This is a genomic window from Micromonospora sp. RV43, assembly GCF_001029515.1.
Lineage (GTDB): Bacteria > Actinomycetota > Actinomycetes > Mycobacteriales > Micromonosporaceae > Micromonospora > Micromonospora aurantiaca.
Map to the genome: position 1 here is coordinate 47,581 of NZ_LEKG01000024.1, position 15,179 is coordinate 62,759.

20 protein-coding genes and 1 riboswitch are annotated in these 15,179 nt (G+C 73.4%); of the genes, 9 read left to right on the forward strand and 11 right to left on the reverse strand.

Features of this window, described 5'->3' with window-relative positions; translation table 11 throughout:
• Window positions 1-8 precede the first annotated feature (8 nt).
• Complete coding sequence (locus ABD52_RS08770) at window positions 9-227, reverse strand: hypothetical protein (RefSeq protein WP_013283796.1); 219 nt, start codon at window positions 225-227, stop codon at window positions 9-11.
• Window positions 228-311: 84 nt separating this feature from the next.
• Here ABD52_RS08770 and ABD52_RS08775 point away from each other — a divergent pair, with 84 nt between their 5' ends.
• The gene (locus ABD52_RS08775) at window positions 312-1,067 is read left to right on the forward strand and encodes a cyclopropane-fatty-acyl-phospholipid synthase family protein (protein ID WP_013473792.1); all 756 of its coding nucleotides are present in this window, start codon (window positions 312-314) and stop codon (window positions 1,065-1,067) included.
• Between the two features lie 38 nt (window positions 1,068-1,105).
• Window positions 1,106-1,528 carry an ATP-binding protein gene (locus ABD52_RS08780; protein WP_047891477.1) on the forward strand — a complete coding sequence of 141 codons (423 nt, stop codon included), beginning with the start codon at window positions 1,106-1,108 and terminating at the stop codon, window positions 1,526-1,528.
• Window positions 1,529-1,548: 20 nt separating this feature from the next.
• On the opposite strand, the gene ABD52_RS08785 is transcribed toward ABD52_RS08780, so the two are convergent.
• Window positions 1,549-2,394: a DUF3152 domain-containing protein gene (locus tag ABD52_RS08785; protein WP_047891478.1), complete on the reverse strand. Its 846-nt coding sequence runs from the start codon at window positions 2,392-2,394 to the stop codon at window positions 1,549-1,551.
• 139 nt (window positions 2,395-2,533) lie between these two features.
• Between ABD52_RS08785 and ABD52_RS08790 the strand changes: the two genes are divergently transcribed.
• From ABD52_RS08790 to ABD52_RS08800, 3 genes are all read left to right on the forward strand, one after another.
• Window positions 2,534-3,724 (forward strand): DUF2786 domain-containing protein, encoded by a 1,191-nt coding sequence (locus ABD52_RS08790; RefSeq protein ID WP_047891479.1) that lies wholly within the window; start codon window positions 2,534-2,536, stop codon window positions 3,722-3,724.
• Between the two features lie 101 nt (window positions 3,725-3,825).
• Window positions 3,826-4,188 (forward strand): YciI family protein, encoded by a 363-nt coding sequence (locus ABD52_RS08795; RefSeq protein ID WP_221489463.1) that lies wholly within the window; start codon window positions 3,826-3,828, stop codon window positions 4,186-4,188.
• Window positions 4,185-5,444, forward strand: a complete 1,260-nt coding sequence (locus tag ABD52_RS08800; RefSeq protein ID WP_013283790.1) for an RNA polymerase sigma factor — start codon at window positions 4,185-4,187, stop codon at window positions 5,442-5,444. Before ABD52_RS08795 ends, ABD52_RS08800 begins: the two co-directional genes overlap by 4 nt.
• 10 nt (window positions 5,445-5,454) lie before the next feature.
• Here the strand turns inward: ABD52_RS08800 and ABD52_RS08805 are convergent, their stop codons facing one another.
• From ABD52_RS08805 to ABD52_RS08845, 9 genes are all read right to left on the reverse strand, one after another.
• Window positions 5,455-5,898, reverse strand: coding sequence for a hypothetical protein (locus tag ABD52_RS08805; RefSeq protein WP_047891480.1), 444 nt, complete (start codon window positions 5,896-5,898; stop codon window positions 5,455-5,457).
• A 15-nt stretch (window positions 5,899-5,913) separates the two neighbouring features.
• Entirely contained in the window at window positions 5,914-6,393 is a 480-nt protein-coding gene (locus ABD52_RS08810; RefSeq protein ID WP_013283788.1) for an EndoU domain-containing protein, read from the reverse strand.
• Between the two features lie 36 nt (window positions 6,394-6,429).
• Window positions 6,430-6,924 (reverse strand): hypothetical protein, encoded by a 495-nt coding sequence (locus ABD52_RS08815; protein ID WP_047891481.1) that lies wholly within the window; start codon window positions 6,922-6,924, stop codon window positions 6,430-6,432.
• Between the two features lie 2 nt (window positions 6,925-6,926).
• Window positions 6,927-7,250 (reverse strand): hypothetical protein, encoded by a 324-nt coding sequence (locus ABD52_RS08820; protein WP_013473788.1) that lies wholly within the window; start codon window positions 7,248-7,250, stop codon window positions 6,927-6,929.
• The gene (locus ABD52_RS08825; RefSeq protein WP_013283785.1) at window positions 7,250-7,666 is read right to left on the reverse strand and encodes a YbaB/EbfC family nucleoid-associated protein; all 417 of its coding nucleotides are present in this window, start codon (window positions 7,664-7,666) and stop codon (window positions 7,250-7,252) included. The genes ABD52_RS08820 and ABD52_RS08825 overlap by 1 nt, the downstream gene beginning before the upstream one ends.
• 175 nt (window positions 7,667-7,841) lie before the next feature.
• Window positions 7,842-8,015 carry a CsbD family protein gene (locus tag ABD52_RS08830; protein WP_013283784.1) on the reverse strand — a complete coding sequence of 58 codons (174 nt, stop codon included), beginning with the start codon at window positions 8,013-8,015 and terminating at the stop codon, window positions 7,842-7,844.
• 67 nt (window positions 8,016-8,082) lie between these two features.
• Window positions 8,083-10,338 (reverse strand): cation-translocating P-type ATPase, encoded by a 2,256-nt coding sequence (locus ABD52_RS08835; RefSeq protein WP_013283783.1) that lies wholly within the window; start codon window positions 10,336-10,338, stop codon window positions 8,083-8,085.
• Window positions 10,339-10,355: 17 nt separating this feature from the next.
• Window positions 10,356-11,336 (reverse strand): hypothetical protein, encoded by a 981-nt coding sequence (locus tag ABD52_RS08840; protein ID WP_047891482.1) that lies wholly within the window; start codon window positions 11,334-11,336, stop codon window positions 10,356-10,358.
• A 35-nt stretch (window positions 11,337-11,371) separates the two neighbouring features.
• Window positions 11,372-11,578, reverse strand: coding sequence for a heavy-metal-associated domain-containing protein (locus tag ABD52_RS08845; RefSeq protein ID WP_013473785.1), 207 nt, complete (start codon window positions 11,576-11,578; stop codon window positions 11,372-11,374).
• Window positions 11,579-11,658: 80 nt separating this feature from the next.
• Here ABD52_RS08845 and ABD52_RS08850 point away from each other — a divergent pair, with 80 nt between their 5' ends.
• The 4 genes from ABD52_RS08850 to ABD52_RS08865 all read left to right on the forward strand — a co-directional run bounded on the left by ABD52_RS08850 (window position 11,659) and on the right by ABD52_RS08865 (window position 15,060).
• The gene (locus tag ABD52_RS08850) at window positions 11,659-11,958 is read left to right on the forward strand and encodes a metal-sensitive transcriptional regulator (protein ID WP_013283780.1); all 300 of its coding nucleotides are present in this window, start codon (window positions 11,659-11,661) and stop codon (window positions 11,956-11,958) included.
• A 126-nt stretch (window positions 11,959-12,084) separates the two neighbouring features.
• Window positions 12,085-12,294 (forward strand): SHOCT domain-containing protein, encoded by a 210-nt coding sequence (locus ABD52_RS08855; protein WP_013283779.1) that lies wholly within the window; start codon window positions 12,085-12,087, stop codon window positions 12,292-12,294.
• A 164-nt stretch (window positions 12,295-12,458) separates the two neighbouring features.
• Window positions 12,459-13,733: a YibE/F family protein gene (locus ABD52_RS08860; RefSeq protein WP_013283778.1), complete on the forward strand. Its 1,275-nt coding sequence runs from the start codon at window positions 12,459-12,461 to the stop codon at window positions 13,731-13,733.
• Window positions 13,734-13,887: 154 nt separating this feature from the next.
• A riboswitch (cyclic di-AMP (ydaO/yuaA leader) is annotated at window positions 13,888-14,019 on the forward strand.
• A gap of 3 nt (window positions 14,020-14,022) precedes the next feature.
• A complete protein-coding gene (locus ABD52_RS08865) occupies window positions 14,023-15,060 on the forward strand; it encodes a hypothetical protein (RefSeq protein WP_047891483.1) in 1,038 nt (345 codons plus the stop codon).
• Window positions 15,061-15,179 lie beyond the last annotated feature (119 nt).

Below are 15,179 nucleotides of genomic sequence, written 5' to 3' on the forward strand. Positions count from 1 at the left end.
GCGTGAGGTCAGCGCGGCATCTCGCGCCAGCCGGAACCGCTCGCGCGCCACGCCCCGGCCAGGATCGTCGCCGAGCCGCGGCTCGGGCACTGCTGGATCCGGGACCGGCCGCTCGCCCCGCCGATCTGCGCCTGGACCTGCCACTGGCTTCCGTCGGTACGGATGTAGACGTCGCGCCGTCCGCGAGGGTTGCTGACGCCGTTCCACCAGTGTTCCTCGACCACCATGCGGTGACCGTACCTCAGGAGACCCGGACCGGCCCAGACCGGAATTCCGTTGCTCCGCGTGACCGGGCGGCGCACCCTCCACGAATGACCTCACCGGACCTGCCGCGCCAGTTCACCATTCGCGAAGGCGAGCTGCGCATCCTCAACCCGTTCGACGACGTCAAGCTGGCCACGCTGGGCCGGGCGATCCGGCTGCGGCCCGGCGACGAGCTGCTCGACCTGTGCAGCGGAAAGGGCGAATTGCTCTGCACCTGGGCCCGTGACCACGGGATCACCGGCACCGGGGTCGACATCAGCACCGCCTTCACCGCCGCCGCCCGGCAGCGCGCCGCCGAACTCGGCGTCGCCGGCCGGGTGCGTTTCGTGCACGGCGACGCCGCGGCGTACACCCCGGAGCGGCCGGTCGACGTGGCCGCCTGCGTCGGCGCGACCTGGATCGGCGGCGGGGTGCCCGGGACGCTGGAACTGCTCGACCGGGCGCTGCGGCCGGGCGGCATGGCGATCGTCGGCGAGCCCTACTGGCGGCGTGACCCGCCCGACGACGAGGCCGTCACGGGCTCGCACGCCCGGTCCCGCGACGAGTTCAAGGATCTGCCCGGCCTGGTCGAGTCGTTCGGAGAGTGCGGCTGGGACCTGGTCGAGATGGTCCTCGCCGACCAGGACAGCTGGGACCGGTACGCCGCCTCGCACTGGCTGAACCTACGCCGCTGGCTGGACGCCAATCCGGACGACGAACTGGCCCCGGAGCTGCGGCGGGAGCTGACCGAGGACCCGGTGCGGTACGTCCGTTTCCAGCGCGAGTATCTGGGGTGGGGCGTGTTCGCACTGCTGCGGCGCTGACCTGCTTAGCGAACGGCTACGCAGGGTAAAGACAGATCATGGGACAGTTGCGCACCTCGCCGCCGCCGCAGGCCACAGAGCTGGAGCGGTGGGTGCTGGACAGTCCCGAGGATCTGCGCGGCCTGCGCGCCTCCCTACGCGACGCGCTGAACCGGCACGGCCTGGTGCAGGGTGCGGACCTCGACGAGGTGCCGCACCTGGTCGTGCTGGTCGCCACCGAGCTGGCCAGCAACGCGCTGCGGCACGGTCGCCCGCCCACCATCATCACGCTGCTCGCCACCGACGACCGGTTCCTGCTCGACGTGGCCGACCACGACGTCAGTTCGGTGCCGGAGCTGACCGACATCCACCCGATGGACTCGGGCGGGCGAGGGCTGTTCCTGGCCCAGTCGGTCTCGCTCGACGTCGGCTGGTACGGCACCGAGAAGACCAAGAACTTCTGGGCCTCGTTCTCCCGGTGACGACCCGGCCGACCGGTCGCTCAGCGGTCCCCGGCCGGGATCGGGTCGTCGTACTGGCCGGACGGCCCGGCCAGCGGTTCGCCGCCCACCAGCGGCCACGGGTTCGGGGTGCAGCCGTGCAGGCCGAGCGTCTGCTGCACCATGACCGGCGCCGGGCCGCCGGCCCGGGGGCAGCGCTCGTGCCCGCGGCCCAGCCGGTGGCCGATCTCGTGGTTGAGCAGGTACTGCCGGTAGCGGGAGAGATCGGTCACGTGCGGCACCCCGTACACCCAGCGGGCCACGTTGATCACCACCTGGTCGCCGTTGCGGCAGGACGTGTAGCGGTCGCTCGGGTCGCCGCAGAGCCGCCCCCGGGTGACAGGCGTGGTGAGCAGCACCGTGAAGTCGGCCAGGTCGTCGCGGCCCACCCGTTGCAGCCGCCACCGGCCGTCGCCGGTCCAGCCGCGCCGGTCGGCGAGGGTGGCGGCGACGTCCCGGGCGAACCGCTCCACGTCCACGTTGCGGATGCCGTCCTCCACCGCGACCCGATAGCGCAGCAGCTCACCGGAGCGGCCGGCGACCGCGCCGACCGTGTCGGCGGTGCGGAAGGTGCCGTCGCCCCGGGCCGGATAGCCGATGCCGGGGGCCACCCGGCCGGCCGCCGGGACCGGTGTGGGCGCGGCCGTCGGCGTGGGACGCGCGTCCGGCGCGGGCGCGCCCGGTGCCGCCGCCGGCACGGTCCGCCGCACCTCGATGCGGTCCAGCAGGTCCGGGTGCCGCGCGGCGTACCCGCCGGCGGCGAGCGCGGCCCCGACCAGGACCACCGCCAGGAACCGCCCTGATCGCGATCTCCGCCGCCGGTGCAGCCCCCGCTCGTGCCCGCCCACGTCGATCTCCGTCCGTCGCGCCGCCCCGCTCCGGGCAGGAGTACGGACGCCGGGCCCGGACGGTTGAACGGGCGGGCCGGGTACCGTCGGTGCCGGGGTGGGCGACCTGCCGCCTGTCGGAGTCCAGGGAGAGCCACCCGTGTCACCAGCCGAGCGACTGCTCGACGCCGCCGTCGCGACCGCGCGCGGCACCGACGTACGCGCTGCCGAGCGAGCCCTCGACGGGCTCGTCGTGGCCGACGGCGCGGCGGTGGACGCGGCGCTGCTCGCCCGGCTCACGCGCGACGTGGGCTGGCTCTGGCCGCGGGGCTGGCAGCCCGCCGACCTGGACCGGCTCGCCACCCGGCGGCTCACGCCGCGCGGCGCCCGGCTGCTGCGCGACGTCATGGCCGCGCAGCGGCGCACCCTGCCCACGCCGGTACCGGCCTGGTTCGACGACCAGCTCACCGACACGGGCGCCCGCTGGGACGACGACGCGGGCTGGCTGGACCGGCGCGCCGACGGGGACCGGATCACCGCGCTGCGGGACGCGGTCGACGCGGCCGTCCTGGTGGCGGGGCTTCCGCCGGTCGCGGCGCTCCGGCCGCCGCCCGGCTCGGCGGGCACCGCACTCGCCGCCGCGACACCGAGCGGTTCCCGGATGCTCGACCGGGTACGCGCACTGCTGGCGAAGGCCGAGTCGACCGGCTACCCGGCCGAGGCGGAGGCGTTCACCGCGAAGGCGCAGGAGCTGATGGCCCGGCACAGCATCGACGCGGCGCTGCTCGACGCCGGGGCCGAGCGGTCCGGCGGCCCGGGCGGCGTGCGGATCGGCGTCGACGCCCCGTACGCGGCCGCGAAGGCACTGCTGATCCAGGAGGTGGCGGCGGCGAACCGGTGCGAGTCGGTGTGGTCGGACGACCTGGGCTTCGCCACAGTGCTCGGTTTCCCGGCCGACCTGGCGGCTGTCGAGCTGCTGCACACCTCGCTGCTCGTGCAGGCCACCGCCGCGATGCTGCGCGGCCGGGGCGAGCGCGGCAGGGCCGGCGGGCGGCGCACCAAGGGCTACGACGAGTCGTTCCTCAACGCGTTCGCGCTGCGCATCGGCGACCGGCTGCGGGAGGCGAGCGCGGCGGCGGCCGAGGAACTCGACGACGACCGGCTGCTGCCGGTGCTCGCGGCCCGCTCAGATGCCGTCCGGGAACGCGTCGACCAGCTCTTTCCCGGCACCACCCGGCACCGCCTCCAGGTGCGTGACGAGCAGGGCTGGGTCTCCGGCACCAGCGCCGCCGACCGGGCCTCGCTCGACCCGGGCCGCCCGGCACGCCGTCCGCTGCGCGGGGGCCGCTGACCTCTCCCGGGGGATGATGTCGGATCGGGCGGACCGGCTCCGACCCGTCTGCGAGGCGCCACCGCCGGTGGCCCGCACCCGAGGAGTGCACCGTGAAGTACATGCTGCTGATCTGGAACCGGCCCGGCTTCGTGGAGGAGCTGTCCGAGGCGGAACGCACAGCCGTCTTCGGTGAGGTCGACGAGATCATGAAGGAGCTGACCGAGTCCGGCGAGCTGGTCGGCGGCGAGGCGCTCGCTCACCCCTCGCAGACCCGTACGGCCCGTCCGGCCGCCGGTGGCGGCGTCGAGGTCACCGACGGGCCGTTCATGGAGAGCAAGGAGCAGTTCGCCGGCTACCTGACTGTCGACTGCGAGACCCCGGAGCGGGCCGCCGAGATCGCCGCGCGCTGGCCTGACGTACGGCACGGTTTCGGCGTACTGGAGGTGCGCGCGGTGATGGAACAGGCCGGGACGGAGATGTGACAGCAACTGTGGTCGAGGACCTGCTGCGTACGCTCGCGCCGCAGGTCCTCGGCGTGCTCGTCCGCCGCCACGGCCAGTTCTACGCCTGCGAGGACGCCGTGCAGGAGGCGCTGCTCGCCGCCGCCGTGCAGTGGCCGGAACAGGGCTTGCCGGACCGTCCCCGCTCCTGGCTGGTCACAGTCGCCACCCGGCGGCTCACCGACGAGTGGCGCAGCGAGCACGCCCGCCGGGAACGCGAGGTGGCGGTGGCGGTCCGGCAGCCCGCGTACGCGACTGTCGCCCCGCCCGCCGACGAGGATCCGCCCAGCGGGGACGACACGCTGCGGCTGCTGCTCCTCTGCTGCCATCCGGCGTTGCCGGTCAGCGGGCAGGTGGCGCTCACGCTGCGTGCCGTGGGCGGGTTGAGCACCGCCGAGATCGCCCGCGCGTATCTGGTGCCGGAGGCGACGATGAGCCAGCGGATCCGCAGGGCGAAGCAGCGGATCGAGGCGTCCGGCGCGCGTTTCACGCTGCCGTCCCCGGCGGACCGGGACGAACGGCTCGCTGCCGTGCTGCGGGTGCTCTACCTGGTCTTCAACGAGGGTTACACCGCGTCCAGCGGCGAGGCGCTGCACCGGGCCGAGCTGACCGGAGAGGCGATCCGGCTGACCCGGGAGCTGCGCCGGCTGCTCCCCGACGACGGCGAGGTGGCCGGGTTGCTGGCGCTGATGCTGCTCACCGACGCGCACCGGGCCGCCCGTACCGGGCCGGACGGTGAGCTGGTGCCGCTGGCGGAGCAGGACCGCAGCCGATGGGACCGGGACGCCGTCGCCGAGGGGGTGGCGCTGGTGACCGAGGCGCTCACCTGGTCGGCGCCGGGGCCGTACCAGGTGCAGGCGGCCATCGCCGCGGTCCACGCGGAGGCGCCCGCCGCCGAGGACACCGACTGGCGGCAGATCGTCGCGCTCTACCGGGTGCTCGCGCGGGTCGCGCCGAACCCGATGGTCACGCTCAACCAGGCCGTCGCCGTGGCCATGGTGGACGGCCCGCGTGCCGGGCTGTCGCTGCTGGCCACGCTCGACGCCGACGACCGGACCGCGGGCCACCACCGGCTCGCCGCCGTCCGCGCGCATCTGCTCGACATGGCTGGCGACCGTACGGAGGCCCGGGCCGCGTACCTGGCCGCCGCGCGGGCCACCACGAGCCTGCCGGAGCGGCGTTATCTAGAGGTACGCGCCGCGCGCCTGGCCGGCGACAGCGGAGACCGGCCGGGCTGACCGGCGCGGATCAGAACAACCGTCCCCGGTACGGATGCGGCCGGCCCCACCGCTCCTCCCACTGGAGCAGTTCCGCCTGCCATCGCGGCAGGTCGGGCCGGTATTCGCGGATCAGTTCACGGTTCTCCGGGCGGCCGGCCAGGAACCGCCAGTAGGACTCGACCGCCTCGCGGGTCTCGTCCAGCGAGTAGCGGCCCCGGTCGTCCGCGACCCACTCGTTGACGAACTCGACGCCGGTGGGGGCGAAACTGACCTCGTACTTGTCGCTGTCCCACCCCTCGTCGAGCGGACGGCCGTTCGCCACGTCGTCGATCATCTGCAGGGCGTCCAGGCAGGCCGAGTAGGAGACGGAGACGTCGGTGATCAGCCACGCGCCGAGAGCCCGATAGCGCTGATCGGTCACGTTGAACAGCGGGAGCCGGTACTCATCGACGGAGAAACTGATGAACGCCAACGGAAGTCCTCTGGATCATGGGATGACGACCGGCCATCCGTGGGTGAAGCCGCCCGAGCCATTGTAGAAACCCTCGATCACCAGGCCCTTGTGAGTGCCACGCCACATGCTGGTGCCGGGTACCGGCTTCGCATTCTGGAAGGCGCCGGTGATGGCGTTGTCGACCTGGGCCGGCGTCCAGTCGTCGGGGAAGAACGAGCTTTCCCCGCCGTTGCCCTTCTTCGGCTTCCAGGCCCCGTGCGGAGGGTTCAGCGTCGGATCGAAGAACTCCGGTTTGGCGGTGTAGGCCCCGGTCTTGGGATCCTTGACGACACTGCCGGGCTGAAGCCGGCGACCGGGGAAGTCCTCACCGCCGGGCCGGTAGTGGTAGCCCGACCCCTTGGGCATGCCCGGCTTCACGTGGCCGCCCATCACGTGCTCGGTGAAGTGCGGGTTCATCCGGTCGGGCCGGTTACGCGTCTTCGTCCGCTTGAGAAAGCGCAAGGCGGCGCGCATCAACCGGCCGCCTGCTCTACCCCCGCCCATGTCACCTCACCCGTCGACGAGTTTCCAGAGGGCTTCCTGGACGAGGTTGCCGACGATGGTCCGGGCCAGCGCATGGAAGATCGGGATCTCCAGCAGCGAGGCACCGAAGGTGACAGCCGCGGTGGCGATCGCCTGCGCGATCTGGATGGCCAGGACGACCAGTTGCACGATGACGGCGACCTTGAGGGCGAGCACGATCGCGCCGCAGATGATCAGCCCGGTCCCGGTCAGCACGGCTGCAGTGACGCCGTCGCGCAGGCTGTCGGCCGGGCTGTCCTCCTTGTTCCACCAGGTCTGGAACGCGGTGATGTCCTGACCGGTGTGCTGGGTCCAGACCGTCGCCGCACCGGTGTTCGCCTCGGTGACCACGCCGGAGAGGGTGCCGGAGAACCCGATCCAGGCGTTGCCCATCTCGAAGAGTTTGGTCTCGTCCGCCTCGGGCCAGGTGTAGCCGAGGACGCCGAGCAGCGACCGCAACTCGCCGGGTAGCTCCATGCCCATGCTCAGCCTCCCAGCTTCCGCCGCAGGCCGTCGAGGTTGCGGGTGATGGCCGCCTCGGTCTCGGCGTAGCGGACGGCCATCCTGCCGAGGTCGGCGCCGGCGGCGGCGATCTCGTCGAGCGCGCTGTCGAAGCACTCGAACGCGAACGCGGAGACCTCGTCGTGGGCGGCGCCGATCAGTGAGCCGATGTCGTCGGCCCCCCAGGGACGGCCGAAGCCGGCCAGCTCGGCCCGGAAGGCGGTCAACGCCGCACCGAACCGGGTGGCGACGCCGTCCAGCGCCGACCCGGAGGCACCCAGCCGCTCCGGATCGACCTCGACCGGCATCAGCGCCCGTCCTGGCGGGCGAGCCGGTCCTGGGCCTGCATCAGAGCGTCGGTGAACATGCTGAACTGGCGCCCCGCGTCCGCCTGGATGCGGCGCAGTTGCTCACCGAGCGAGCCCAGGTCGACCTCGCCGGGGGCGGTGGCGGCCTGCTCCCGCAGGTCGGCGAGCGCGGCGTTGACCGCAGCTTCGATCTCCTCGGCGAGGGCCTCGCTGGCCATCCGCATCACACGGGGGTCGAGCGTCAGCCCGGTGACCTGTCCGGGTGGGCCGGCGGTGACCCGGATCAGGCCGTCTGCGGCCTCACCGACGCCTTCCGGCGGTGCCACCTGCTCGCCCGCATCGGTCTGCCGCTGGAGCGCGGCCATGGTTTCGGACAGCACCCGGCCGAAGCCGGACGGGTCGGCGGGATCGGCCATCGAGGAGCTCCTCCGCATTCGAGGTCGCCTCGCATCCTATGCACCGGAGCCGATCCCGGTGGTCCCGCCGGATCGATGTGGACGGTGGCATCCGCCACTCGGGATCGTCACCGTCCGTACACAGCACTCCGGGCCGGCCCGTGGGCCGACCCGGTGGTGTGTGTGCGTCGCGTACTCAGCTCTTGAAGGCGTCCTTGATCTTCTCGCCGGCCTGCTTGAGCTTGGCGCCCGCCTGGTCGTTGCGGCCCTCGGCCTCGAGGCGCTCGTTGTCGGTCGCCCGGCCGACGCCCTCCTTGACCTTGCCCGCGGTGTCCTGGGAAGCGTTGTCGATCTTGTCGTCCAGACCCATGATGACCTCCACTGATGCGGTTGCCTGACGACAACTGGTTACCCCGTCGGCCGTCCGCTCAATCCCCTCACCCGATCGGGCGGAAGCTCCGCAGCCGCAGGCTGTTGCCCACCACGAACACCGACGAGAACGCCATGGCCGCCCCGGCGAGCATCGGGTTGAGCAGTCCGGCCGCCGCCAGCGGCAGCGCCGCGACGTTGTAGGCGAACGCCCAGAACAGATTGCCCTTGATGATCGCCAGCGTCCGCCGGGAGAGCCGGATGGCGTCCGCGGCGGCCATCAGGTCGCCCCGGACCAGCGTCAGGTCGGCCGCCTCGATGGCCGCGTCGGTGCCGGTGCCCATGGCCAGCCCGAGATCGGCCCGGGCCAGCGCGGCGGCGTCGTTCACCCCGTCGCCGACCATGGCGACCACGCGGCCCTCCCGCTGGAGCCGCTCGACCACGTCGACCTTGTCGGCGGGCAGCACCTCCGCGATCACCTCGTCGATGCCGACCTCGGCCGCCACCGCCTTCGCCACAGTGGTGTTGTCGCCGGTGAGCAGCACCGGCTTCAGGCCCAGCTCACGCAGCCGCGCGACAGCAGCCCGGCTGGTCGGCTTCACCGCGTCGGCCACCGCGAGCACGCCCCGGGCCCGCCCGTCCCAGCCGGCCAGGATCGCCGTCCGCCCGGCGGCCTCCGCGCCGGTCGCGGCCCGCTCGACCTCCTCGGGTACGTCGAGACCCCGCTCCCGCAGCAGCCGGGCCCGGCCGACCACCACGGTCCGGCCGTCGACGGTGCCGGTCACGCCCAGCCCTTCGGCGTTGGCAAACTCGCCGACCGGAGGCAGCGGTCCGGCCTCGGCCGCGGCTTCGGCGACGGCCCGCGCGATCGGGTGCTCGGAGGCGGCCTCCAGCGCACCGGCCACCCGGAGCAGTTCGTCGGCGTCCTCGCCGTCGGCGGGCAGCACCTCGGCCAGCGCCATCCGGCCGGTGGTGACGGTGCCGGTCTTGTCCAGCACCACTGTGTCGACCCGGCGGGTGGACTCCAGCACCTCCGGCCCCTTGATCAGCACGCCGAGCTGCGCGCCCCGCCCGGTGCCGACGAGCAGCGCGGTCGGGGTGGCCAGGCCGAGCGCGCACGGGCAGGCGATGATCAGGACGGCCACCGCGGCGGTGAACGCGGCGGTCGGCCCGGAGCCGGTGCCGAGCCACCAGCCGAGCGTGCCGGCGGCCAGCGCGATCACGATCGGCACGAAGACGCCGGAGATCCGGTCGGCGAGCCGCTGCACCGCCGCCTTGCCGGTCTGTGCCTGCTCCACGAGTCGCGCCATCTGGGCGAGCTGGGTGTCCCCGCCGACCCGGGTGGCGCGGACCACCAGGCGGCCGCCCGCGTTCACCGTGGCGCCGACCACGGCGTCGCCCTGGCCCACCTCGACCGGCACCGACTCGCCGGTGAGCATGCTGGCGTCGACTGCGGACGTACCCTCCTCGACCACACCGTCCGTGGCGATCTTCTCGCCGGGCCGGACCACGAACCGGTCCCCGACCGCGAGCCGGCCGACCGGGATCCGGGTCTCCTGCCCGTCGCGCAGCACCGCCACGTCCTTGGCGCCGAGTTCGAGCAGGGCGCGCAGCGCCGACCCGGCGGTGCGCTTGGAGCGCGCCTCGAAGTACCGCCCGGCCAGGATGAACACGGTCACCCCGGCGGCGGCCTCCAGGTAGATGTTGCCGGCACCGTCGCCGCGGGTGATGTCGAGGCTGAACGGGTGCTTCATCCCGGGCATGCCGGCGTCGCCGAGGAACAGCGCCCAGAGCGACCAGCCGAACGCGGCCAGCGTGCCGAGCGAGACGAGCGTGTCCATGGTCGCCGCGCCGTGCCGCAGGTTGATCAGCGCGGCGCGGTGGAACGGCAGCCCGCCCCAGACCACCACCGGGGCGGCCAGGGTGAGCGAGGCCCACTGCCAGTAGTCGAACTGCCAGGCCGGAACCATAGCGAGCACGATCACCGGCAGGGTGAGCACGGCGGAGACCCAGAGCCGGGTACGCGCGGTGCGCAGTTCGTCCACCGGCTCCCCGGCCGCTGCCGCCTCCGCCTGCTCGGGCGGCGGCGGCACCACAGCGGTGTAGCCGGTCTTCTCGACGGTGGCGATCAGGTCGGCCGGCGCGATGTCGTCGGCGTACCGGACGGTGGCCTTCTCGGTGGCGTAGTTCACAGTCGCCTCGACGCCGTCCATCCGGTTGAGCTTCTTCTCGATCCGGGCGGCGCAGGACGCGCAGGTCATCCCGCCGATCGCCAGTTCGATCAGGTTCGGCGCGGTGGGCAGCGCCTTTCCCGTGGCAGTCATCGCGGCACCTCCGGCGCTCAACTGTGCCCGTGCCCCGGGGTGCCGTGTCCGGCGTCCGGGGTCGGTGCGGTGGTGGATGCCGGCGCGGCGGGCACCGGCGCGGTCCGGTCGCCGGCCAGGACGGTGAACTCGGCGGTGTGCACCGCGTCGCCGTGCCGGAAGTCCAGGTAGAGACGGTACGCCCCGGCCGAGGGCACCTCGGCGGCGAACGTGATCGCCGGACCGGCGGGTGTCCGCCCGTCGCCGGGCACGCCCTCCGGGTGCACGTGCAGGTACGCCAGGTCGCCCTGCCGCAGCGCCACCAGGTGCCCGTACGCGCCGAGGTAGGGCGCAAGGTCGGTGACCGGCCGCCCGTCACGGCTGACGGAGAGCGTGAGCCGGCTGGTGCGGCCCGGCTCCGGCGTGCCGGTCAGGGTGACCGTGTAGCCGTCGACGGTGGTGCTGGTCGCCGGTGCCGGCAGCGGCCGGGCGGTCAGCTCGCCGGGGACCGTGACGTCCAGGCCGAGGGTCAGCGGATCGCCGCCTTCGGGGGTGAAGTCGGCGAACGCCCGCCAGACGCCGGGGCCGCCGAGCGGTGAGGCGACCCGCCAGGTGCCGTCGCCGGCCATCTCCGGATGGACGTGCCGGAACCCGGAGAGGTCCCGGCGGGCGACGATCAGGTGCATGCGCTTGTCGTGGGCCACCTCGAAGCGGGTGACCGGCGCGCCGTCCGGGCCGGTGATCCGGAAGGCGAACTGCCCGGCCGGGGCGCCGGCGGGCTGGAACGTGTAGCCGCGCTCGGAGACGAGCAGCCCGCCGGGCAGGTGCGCGGAGGCGCCGCCCGCCTGGCTCTCGTCACCGTGGCCGGTGTCGCCGGCCCCGTGGTCGCTGTCGGTGTCGTCGTGTCGGGTCTCGGCGGCCGGGGCGACGGGATCGGCCAGGTTGCCGATCCCGTACGCCGCGCCGAACACCGCCACGAGGCCGAGCGCGAAGCCGCTGAGCTTCGTCGCCGTGTTCATGGTGTCTCCTCGGTTTCGCGGGTCCGCCGGACCCGTCACGCACCGACGAGGTCGTAACCGGCCTCGTCGACCGCCGCGCGGACCGCGTCCACGTCCAGCGGGTTCTGACTGGTGACGGTGACCCGGCCGCCGGCCAGGTCGACCTGGACGTCGGTGACGCCCGGAAGTGCGCTCAGCTCGGTGCTCACCGAGTTGACGCAGTGCCCGCAGGTCATGCCGTTCACCTGGTAGGTGGTCTCCATCTCGCCCTCCGATCTGATACCCCCCAGGGGTACGTCCCGAACGTTAGCATACCCCCGAGGGGTACGCTATCCTCGGTTTCATGACCGCGCCGTCCAGCCCGACCCGGGGCTACACCGCCAGCAAGGACCAACTCCTCGCCCGGCTCCGCCGGATCGAGGGCCAGGTCCGTGGCATCGAGAAGATGGTCGAGGACGACCGTTACTGCATCGACGTGCTGACCCAGATCTCGGCCATCCAGGCGGCGCTGGACAAGGTCGGCCTGGGCCTGCTCGACGGCCACGCCCGGCACTGCATGCACGAGGGCGCCGCCGAGGGCCGGGCCGACGAGATGGCGACCGAGATGATGGCCGCCGTCGGGCGCCTGATGAAGCGCGGCTGAGCGGGGACCTCCGGCCCTCGGGACCAGGGCACATCGACCCGTGCCGACGCGCCCGGGCGGACGTACCGTCGAAGTGGCGGGCAGGCCGGACCGGCGGACCCGCGGCGACGGACGGAGGGCGGCCCGATGATGTGGCAGAGCCCGATGATGGGCTGGATGTGGATCTGGTCCCTGCTGGTGCTCGGGGTGCTGGCGGGGCTCGTCTGGGCGGCCGTGCGGTGGACCGGCCCGCAGTATCTGGGCCCGACGACGGCCCGGCGCATCCTGGACGAGCGGTACGCCCGCGGCGAGATCGACGAGGACGAGTACCGGCGGCGCCGGGCGGGCCTGGCCTGACCCGAGCGGGGCGCGCGTCACCGGTCGCGCCGCCCGGGAGCGGCCGGCCGGGCTGCCTACCATGGCCGGGCGACGACCCGGACGTGGTCGACACGTCCGCGCCGACCGGGTGACCAGACCGGTCCGGCGGACCAGGCGTCGCCGCGACCGTTGGGAGAGACGCCATGGGTGCCGACCACACCCGCCCCGCACCCGCCGCGCCGCCGGGCGTACGACGGCTGCTCGTCGCCGTGGTGGTGCCGCTGTTCGCGCTCACAGTGATCGCGGCACTGGTGCTCTGGCCCGGGCAGGACCGGGAGCCGGTCGGCGGCGCTGACGTCCCCCGCTACCACGGCACCGTGACCCGGGTGGTCACCGAGCCCTGCCCGCCGACCCCGGAGGCCCCGGAGGGCGGGGGTGGCCCCTGCGGCACGGTGACGGTCACCGCCGAGCAGGGCCCGGACGCGGGCCGGCAGGTCGAGACGCCGATCCCGGCCGGGCCGGGCGCACCCCGGGTCGCGGTCGGCGACGAGGTCGTCCTGGTCGAGCTGACCGACCCGGCCGACCCGGCGGTGAAGTCCTACAACATCGCCGAGCACCAGCGCGGCACGCCGCTGATCTGGCTGATGGTGCTGTTCGCCGCCGCGATCGTGGCGTTCGGCCGGTGGCGCGGGCTCGCCGCGCTCGGCGGCCTGGTGGCCAGCTTCGCCATCCTGCTCGGCTTCGTGCTGCCGGGCATCGGCGCCGGCCAGCCGCCGCTGCTCGTGGCGATCGTGGGCGCCGCGTTGATCATGTTCGTGGTGCTCTACCTGACCCACGGGATCACCGCGCAGACGTCGGTCGCGGTGCTCGGCACGCTCGGCAGCCTGGTGGTCACCGGCGTGCTCGGCCTGCTCGCCACGTCCGCCACCCACCTGACCGGCTTCGGCAGCGAGGACGCCACCACGCTGTCCATGTTCCAGGGCGACGTGGACCTGCACGGGCTGCTGCTGGCCGGAATCATCATCGGCTCGCTGGGCGTGCTGGACGACGTCACAGTCACCCAGGCGGCCACCGTCACCGAACTGGCGCACGCCAACCCCGGACTGTCCCGGCGGCAGCTCTACCGGGCGGCGACCCGGGTCGGCCGGGCCCACATCGCGTCCACCGTCAACACCATCGTGCTGGCGTACGCGGGCGCCTCGCTGCCGCTGCTGCTCCTCCTGGTCGCCGACTCCCGCCCGGTGAGTGAGATCCTCACCAGCGAATTCCTCGCCCAGGAGATCGTCCGCAGCGCGGTGGCGACGCTCGGCCTGATCGCCGCCGTACCGCTGACGACCGGACTGGCCGCGATCGTGACCACCGCCGGGCGGCGCTCGCGCGGCGCGGAGCCGGCGCCACCCGCGGCCCGGCCGCCGGCCGGACGCGACGACGCGCTGGAGGCCCTGGGCGGCGGGAAGAGTACGGAGGCCGCATGGTGACACTCCGCAGCGTGACCATCGATTTCAAACGCGACGCTGGTCACGGTGCGCCACGGCGAAATCTCGCTATTGGTCGGCTTCCGGACGTAGATCCTCAGGAGTGCTGTCAGGTAACCTCGCTGCCGGTCACCGCCGAAGGCGCGCACCGGCGCCAGCGGTGCCGCCGCCCAATCGCCTGCGGGCGAACCGGGGAACCAGGTACATGGGGTGAATCCGCGACAGCGGTAGGGGCCACTTCCGTCCCGAACCCGTCAGCTAACCCGGTCGGCGGCCGACGGAAGGGAACACTGTGACGGCACCCCTGCGCCGCTGGCTGACACCCGTGGTGGCCGTGCTGGCCTCGCTGGCCTCGCTGGCCGTGCTGGCCGGGCCGACCCCGGCGACCGCGGCCCCCACCGCGGCGGCCCCCGGCAACCCCTCGGGACACGAGGAGGACGGCGAACCGCCGCTCATCACCGAGGCGATCGACGCCGCCAACCGGGCCTTCCTCCAGGCCAAGGCGAAGCTCGCCAAGTCCCAGGACCGCCAGCGGCGGCTGGCGGCCGAGGTGAAGACGGCACAGGCCGAGCTCGAAGCGCTCAGCCCGCAGGTCAACCAGCTCGCTGCCCAGTCCTACCGGACCGGCCGGATGGGCGCGATGGCGATGCTGCTGGAGAGCAACTCACCCGACTCGTTCGTCCGCCGGGTCAACGCCCTGGACGAGCTGAACCTCCTCAACGCGCAGCGCCTGGCAGCCATCAACGCGGTCAAGACCCGCGCCGAGCAGGCCAAGATCGCGCTCGACGCCGAGGTGCGCGAGCAGGAGAAGCAGAAGAACGCGATGGAGCGCGAGAAGGTGCAGGCCGAGCGCGCGCTGAAGCTCGTCGGCGGTCTCGGCTTCACCGGCGGCCTGGTCTCCGCCACCTCACCGGTCGCCAAGATCGGCCCCGGCCGCACCGCCGACGGCGGGTGGAAGGCGGAGTCGTGCAGCGAGGACGACCCGACCACCTCGGGCTGCGTCACGCCGCGCACGCTGCACGCGTACAAGGAGGTCCGGCGCGCCGGCTTCAAGCGCTTCGTGGGCTGCTACCGGCCCGGCGGGCCGTGGGAGCACCCCAAGGGCAAGGCGTGCGACTGGTCGCTCCAGAACAGCGGCTTCGCGCCCTGGCACAACAACGACACCCGCCGGTACGGCAACGAGGTGGCCGCCTTCCTCATCCGCAACGCCGACCGGCTGGGCATCTACTACGTCATCTGGAACCGGCAGATCTGGTTCCCGGCCACCGGCTGGAGTTCGTACAGCGGACCCTCGAACCACACCGACCACGTCCACATGTCGATGCTCTAACCTGGACACAGCGAAAGGGGCCGCCCTCGGGCGGCCCCTTTTCTCGTCCGTACGGGTCAGCTCGCCAGCGCCGGGTCGGCGGGCGCGGCCGGGGCGGGCAGCGGGGCGGCGGCCGGGGT

What these genes read in the sequence shown, in the direction of transcription:
- ABD52_RS08770 (WP_013283796.1), bottom strand. Translation starts at nt 227, where the DNA reads ATGGTGGTCGAGGAACACTGGTGGAACGGCGTCAGCAACCCTCGCGGA.
- ABD52_RS08775 (WP_013473792.1), top strand. Translation starts at nt 312, where the DNA reads ATGACCTCACCGGACCTGCCGCGCCAGTTCACCATTCGCGAAGGCGAG.
- ABD52_RS08780 (WP_047891477.1), top strand. Translation starts at nt 1,106, where the DNA reads ATGGGACAGTTGCGCACCTCGCCGCCGCCGCAGGCCACAGAGCTGGAG.
- ABD52_RS08795 (WP_221489463.1), top strand. Translation starts at nt 3,826, where the DNA reads ATGCTGCTGATCTGGAACCGGCCCGGCTTCGTGGAGGAGCTGTCCGAG.
- ABD52_RS08810 (WP_013283788.1), bottom strand. Translation starts at nt 6,393, where the DNA reads ATGCGCGCCGCCTTGCGCTTTCTCAAGCGGACGAAGACGCGTAACCGG.
- ABD52_RS08815 (WP_047891481.1), bottom strand. Translation starts at nt 6,924, where the DNA reads ATGGGCATGGAGCTACCCGGCGAGTTGCGGTCGCTGCTCGGCGTCCTC.
- ABD52_RS08820 (WP_013473788.1), bottom strand. Translation starts at nt 7,250, where the DNA reads ATGCCGGTCGAGGTCGATCCGGAGCGGCTGGGTGCCTCCGGGTCGGCG.
- ABD52_RS08825 (WP_013283785.1), bottom strand. Translation starts at nt 7,666, where the DNA reads ATGGCCGATCCCGCCGACCCGTCCGGCTTCGGCCGGGTGCTGTCCGAA.
- ABD52_RS08830 (WP_013283784.1), bottom strand. Translation starts at nt 8,015, where the DNA reads ATGGGTCTGGACGACAAGATCGACAACGCTTCCCAGGACACCGCGGGC.
- ABD52_RS08835 (WP_013283783.1), bottom strand. Translation starts at nt 10,338, where the DNA reads ATGACTGCCACGGGAAAGGCGCTGCCCACCGCGCCGAACCTGATCGAA.
- ABD52_RS08840 (WP_047891482.1), bottom strand. Translation starts at nt 11,336, where the DNA reads ATGAACACGGCGACGAAGCTCAGCGGCTTCGCGCTCGGCCTCGTGGCG.
- ABD52_RS08845 (WP_013473785.1), bottom strand. Translation starts at nt 11,578, where the DNA reads ATGGAGACCACCTACCAGGTGAACGGCATGACCTGCGGGCACTGCGTC.
- ABD52_RS08850 (WP_013283780.1), top strand. Translation starts at nt 11,659, where the DNA reads ATGACCGCGCCGTCCAGCCCGACCCGGGGCTACACCGCCAGCAAGGAC.
- ABD52_RS08855 (WP_013283779.1), top strand. Translation starts at nt 12,085, where the DNA reads ATGATGTGGCAGAGCCCGATGATGGGCTGGATGTGGATCTGGTCCCTG.
- ABD52_RS08860 (WP_013283778.1), top strand. Translation starts at nt 12,459, where the DNA reads ATGGGTGCCGACCACACCCGCCCCGCACCCGCCGCGCCGCCGGGCGTA.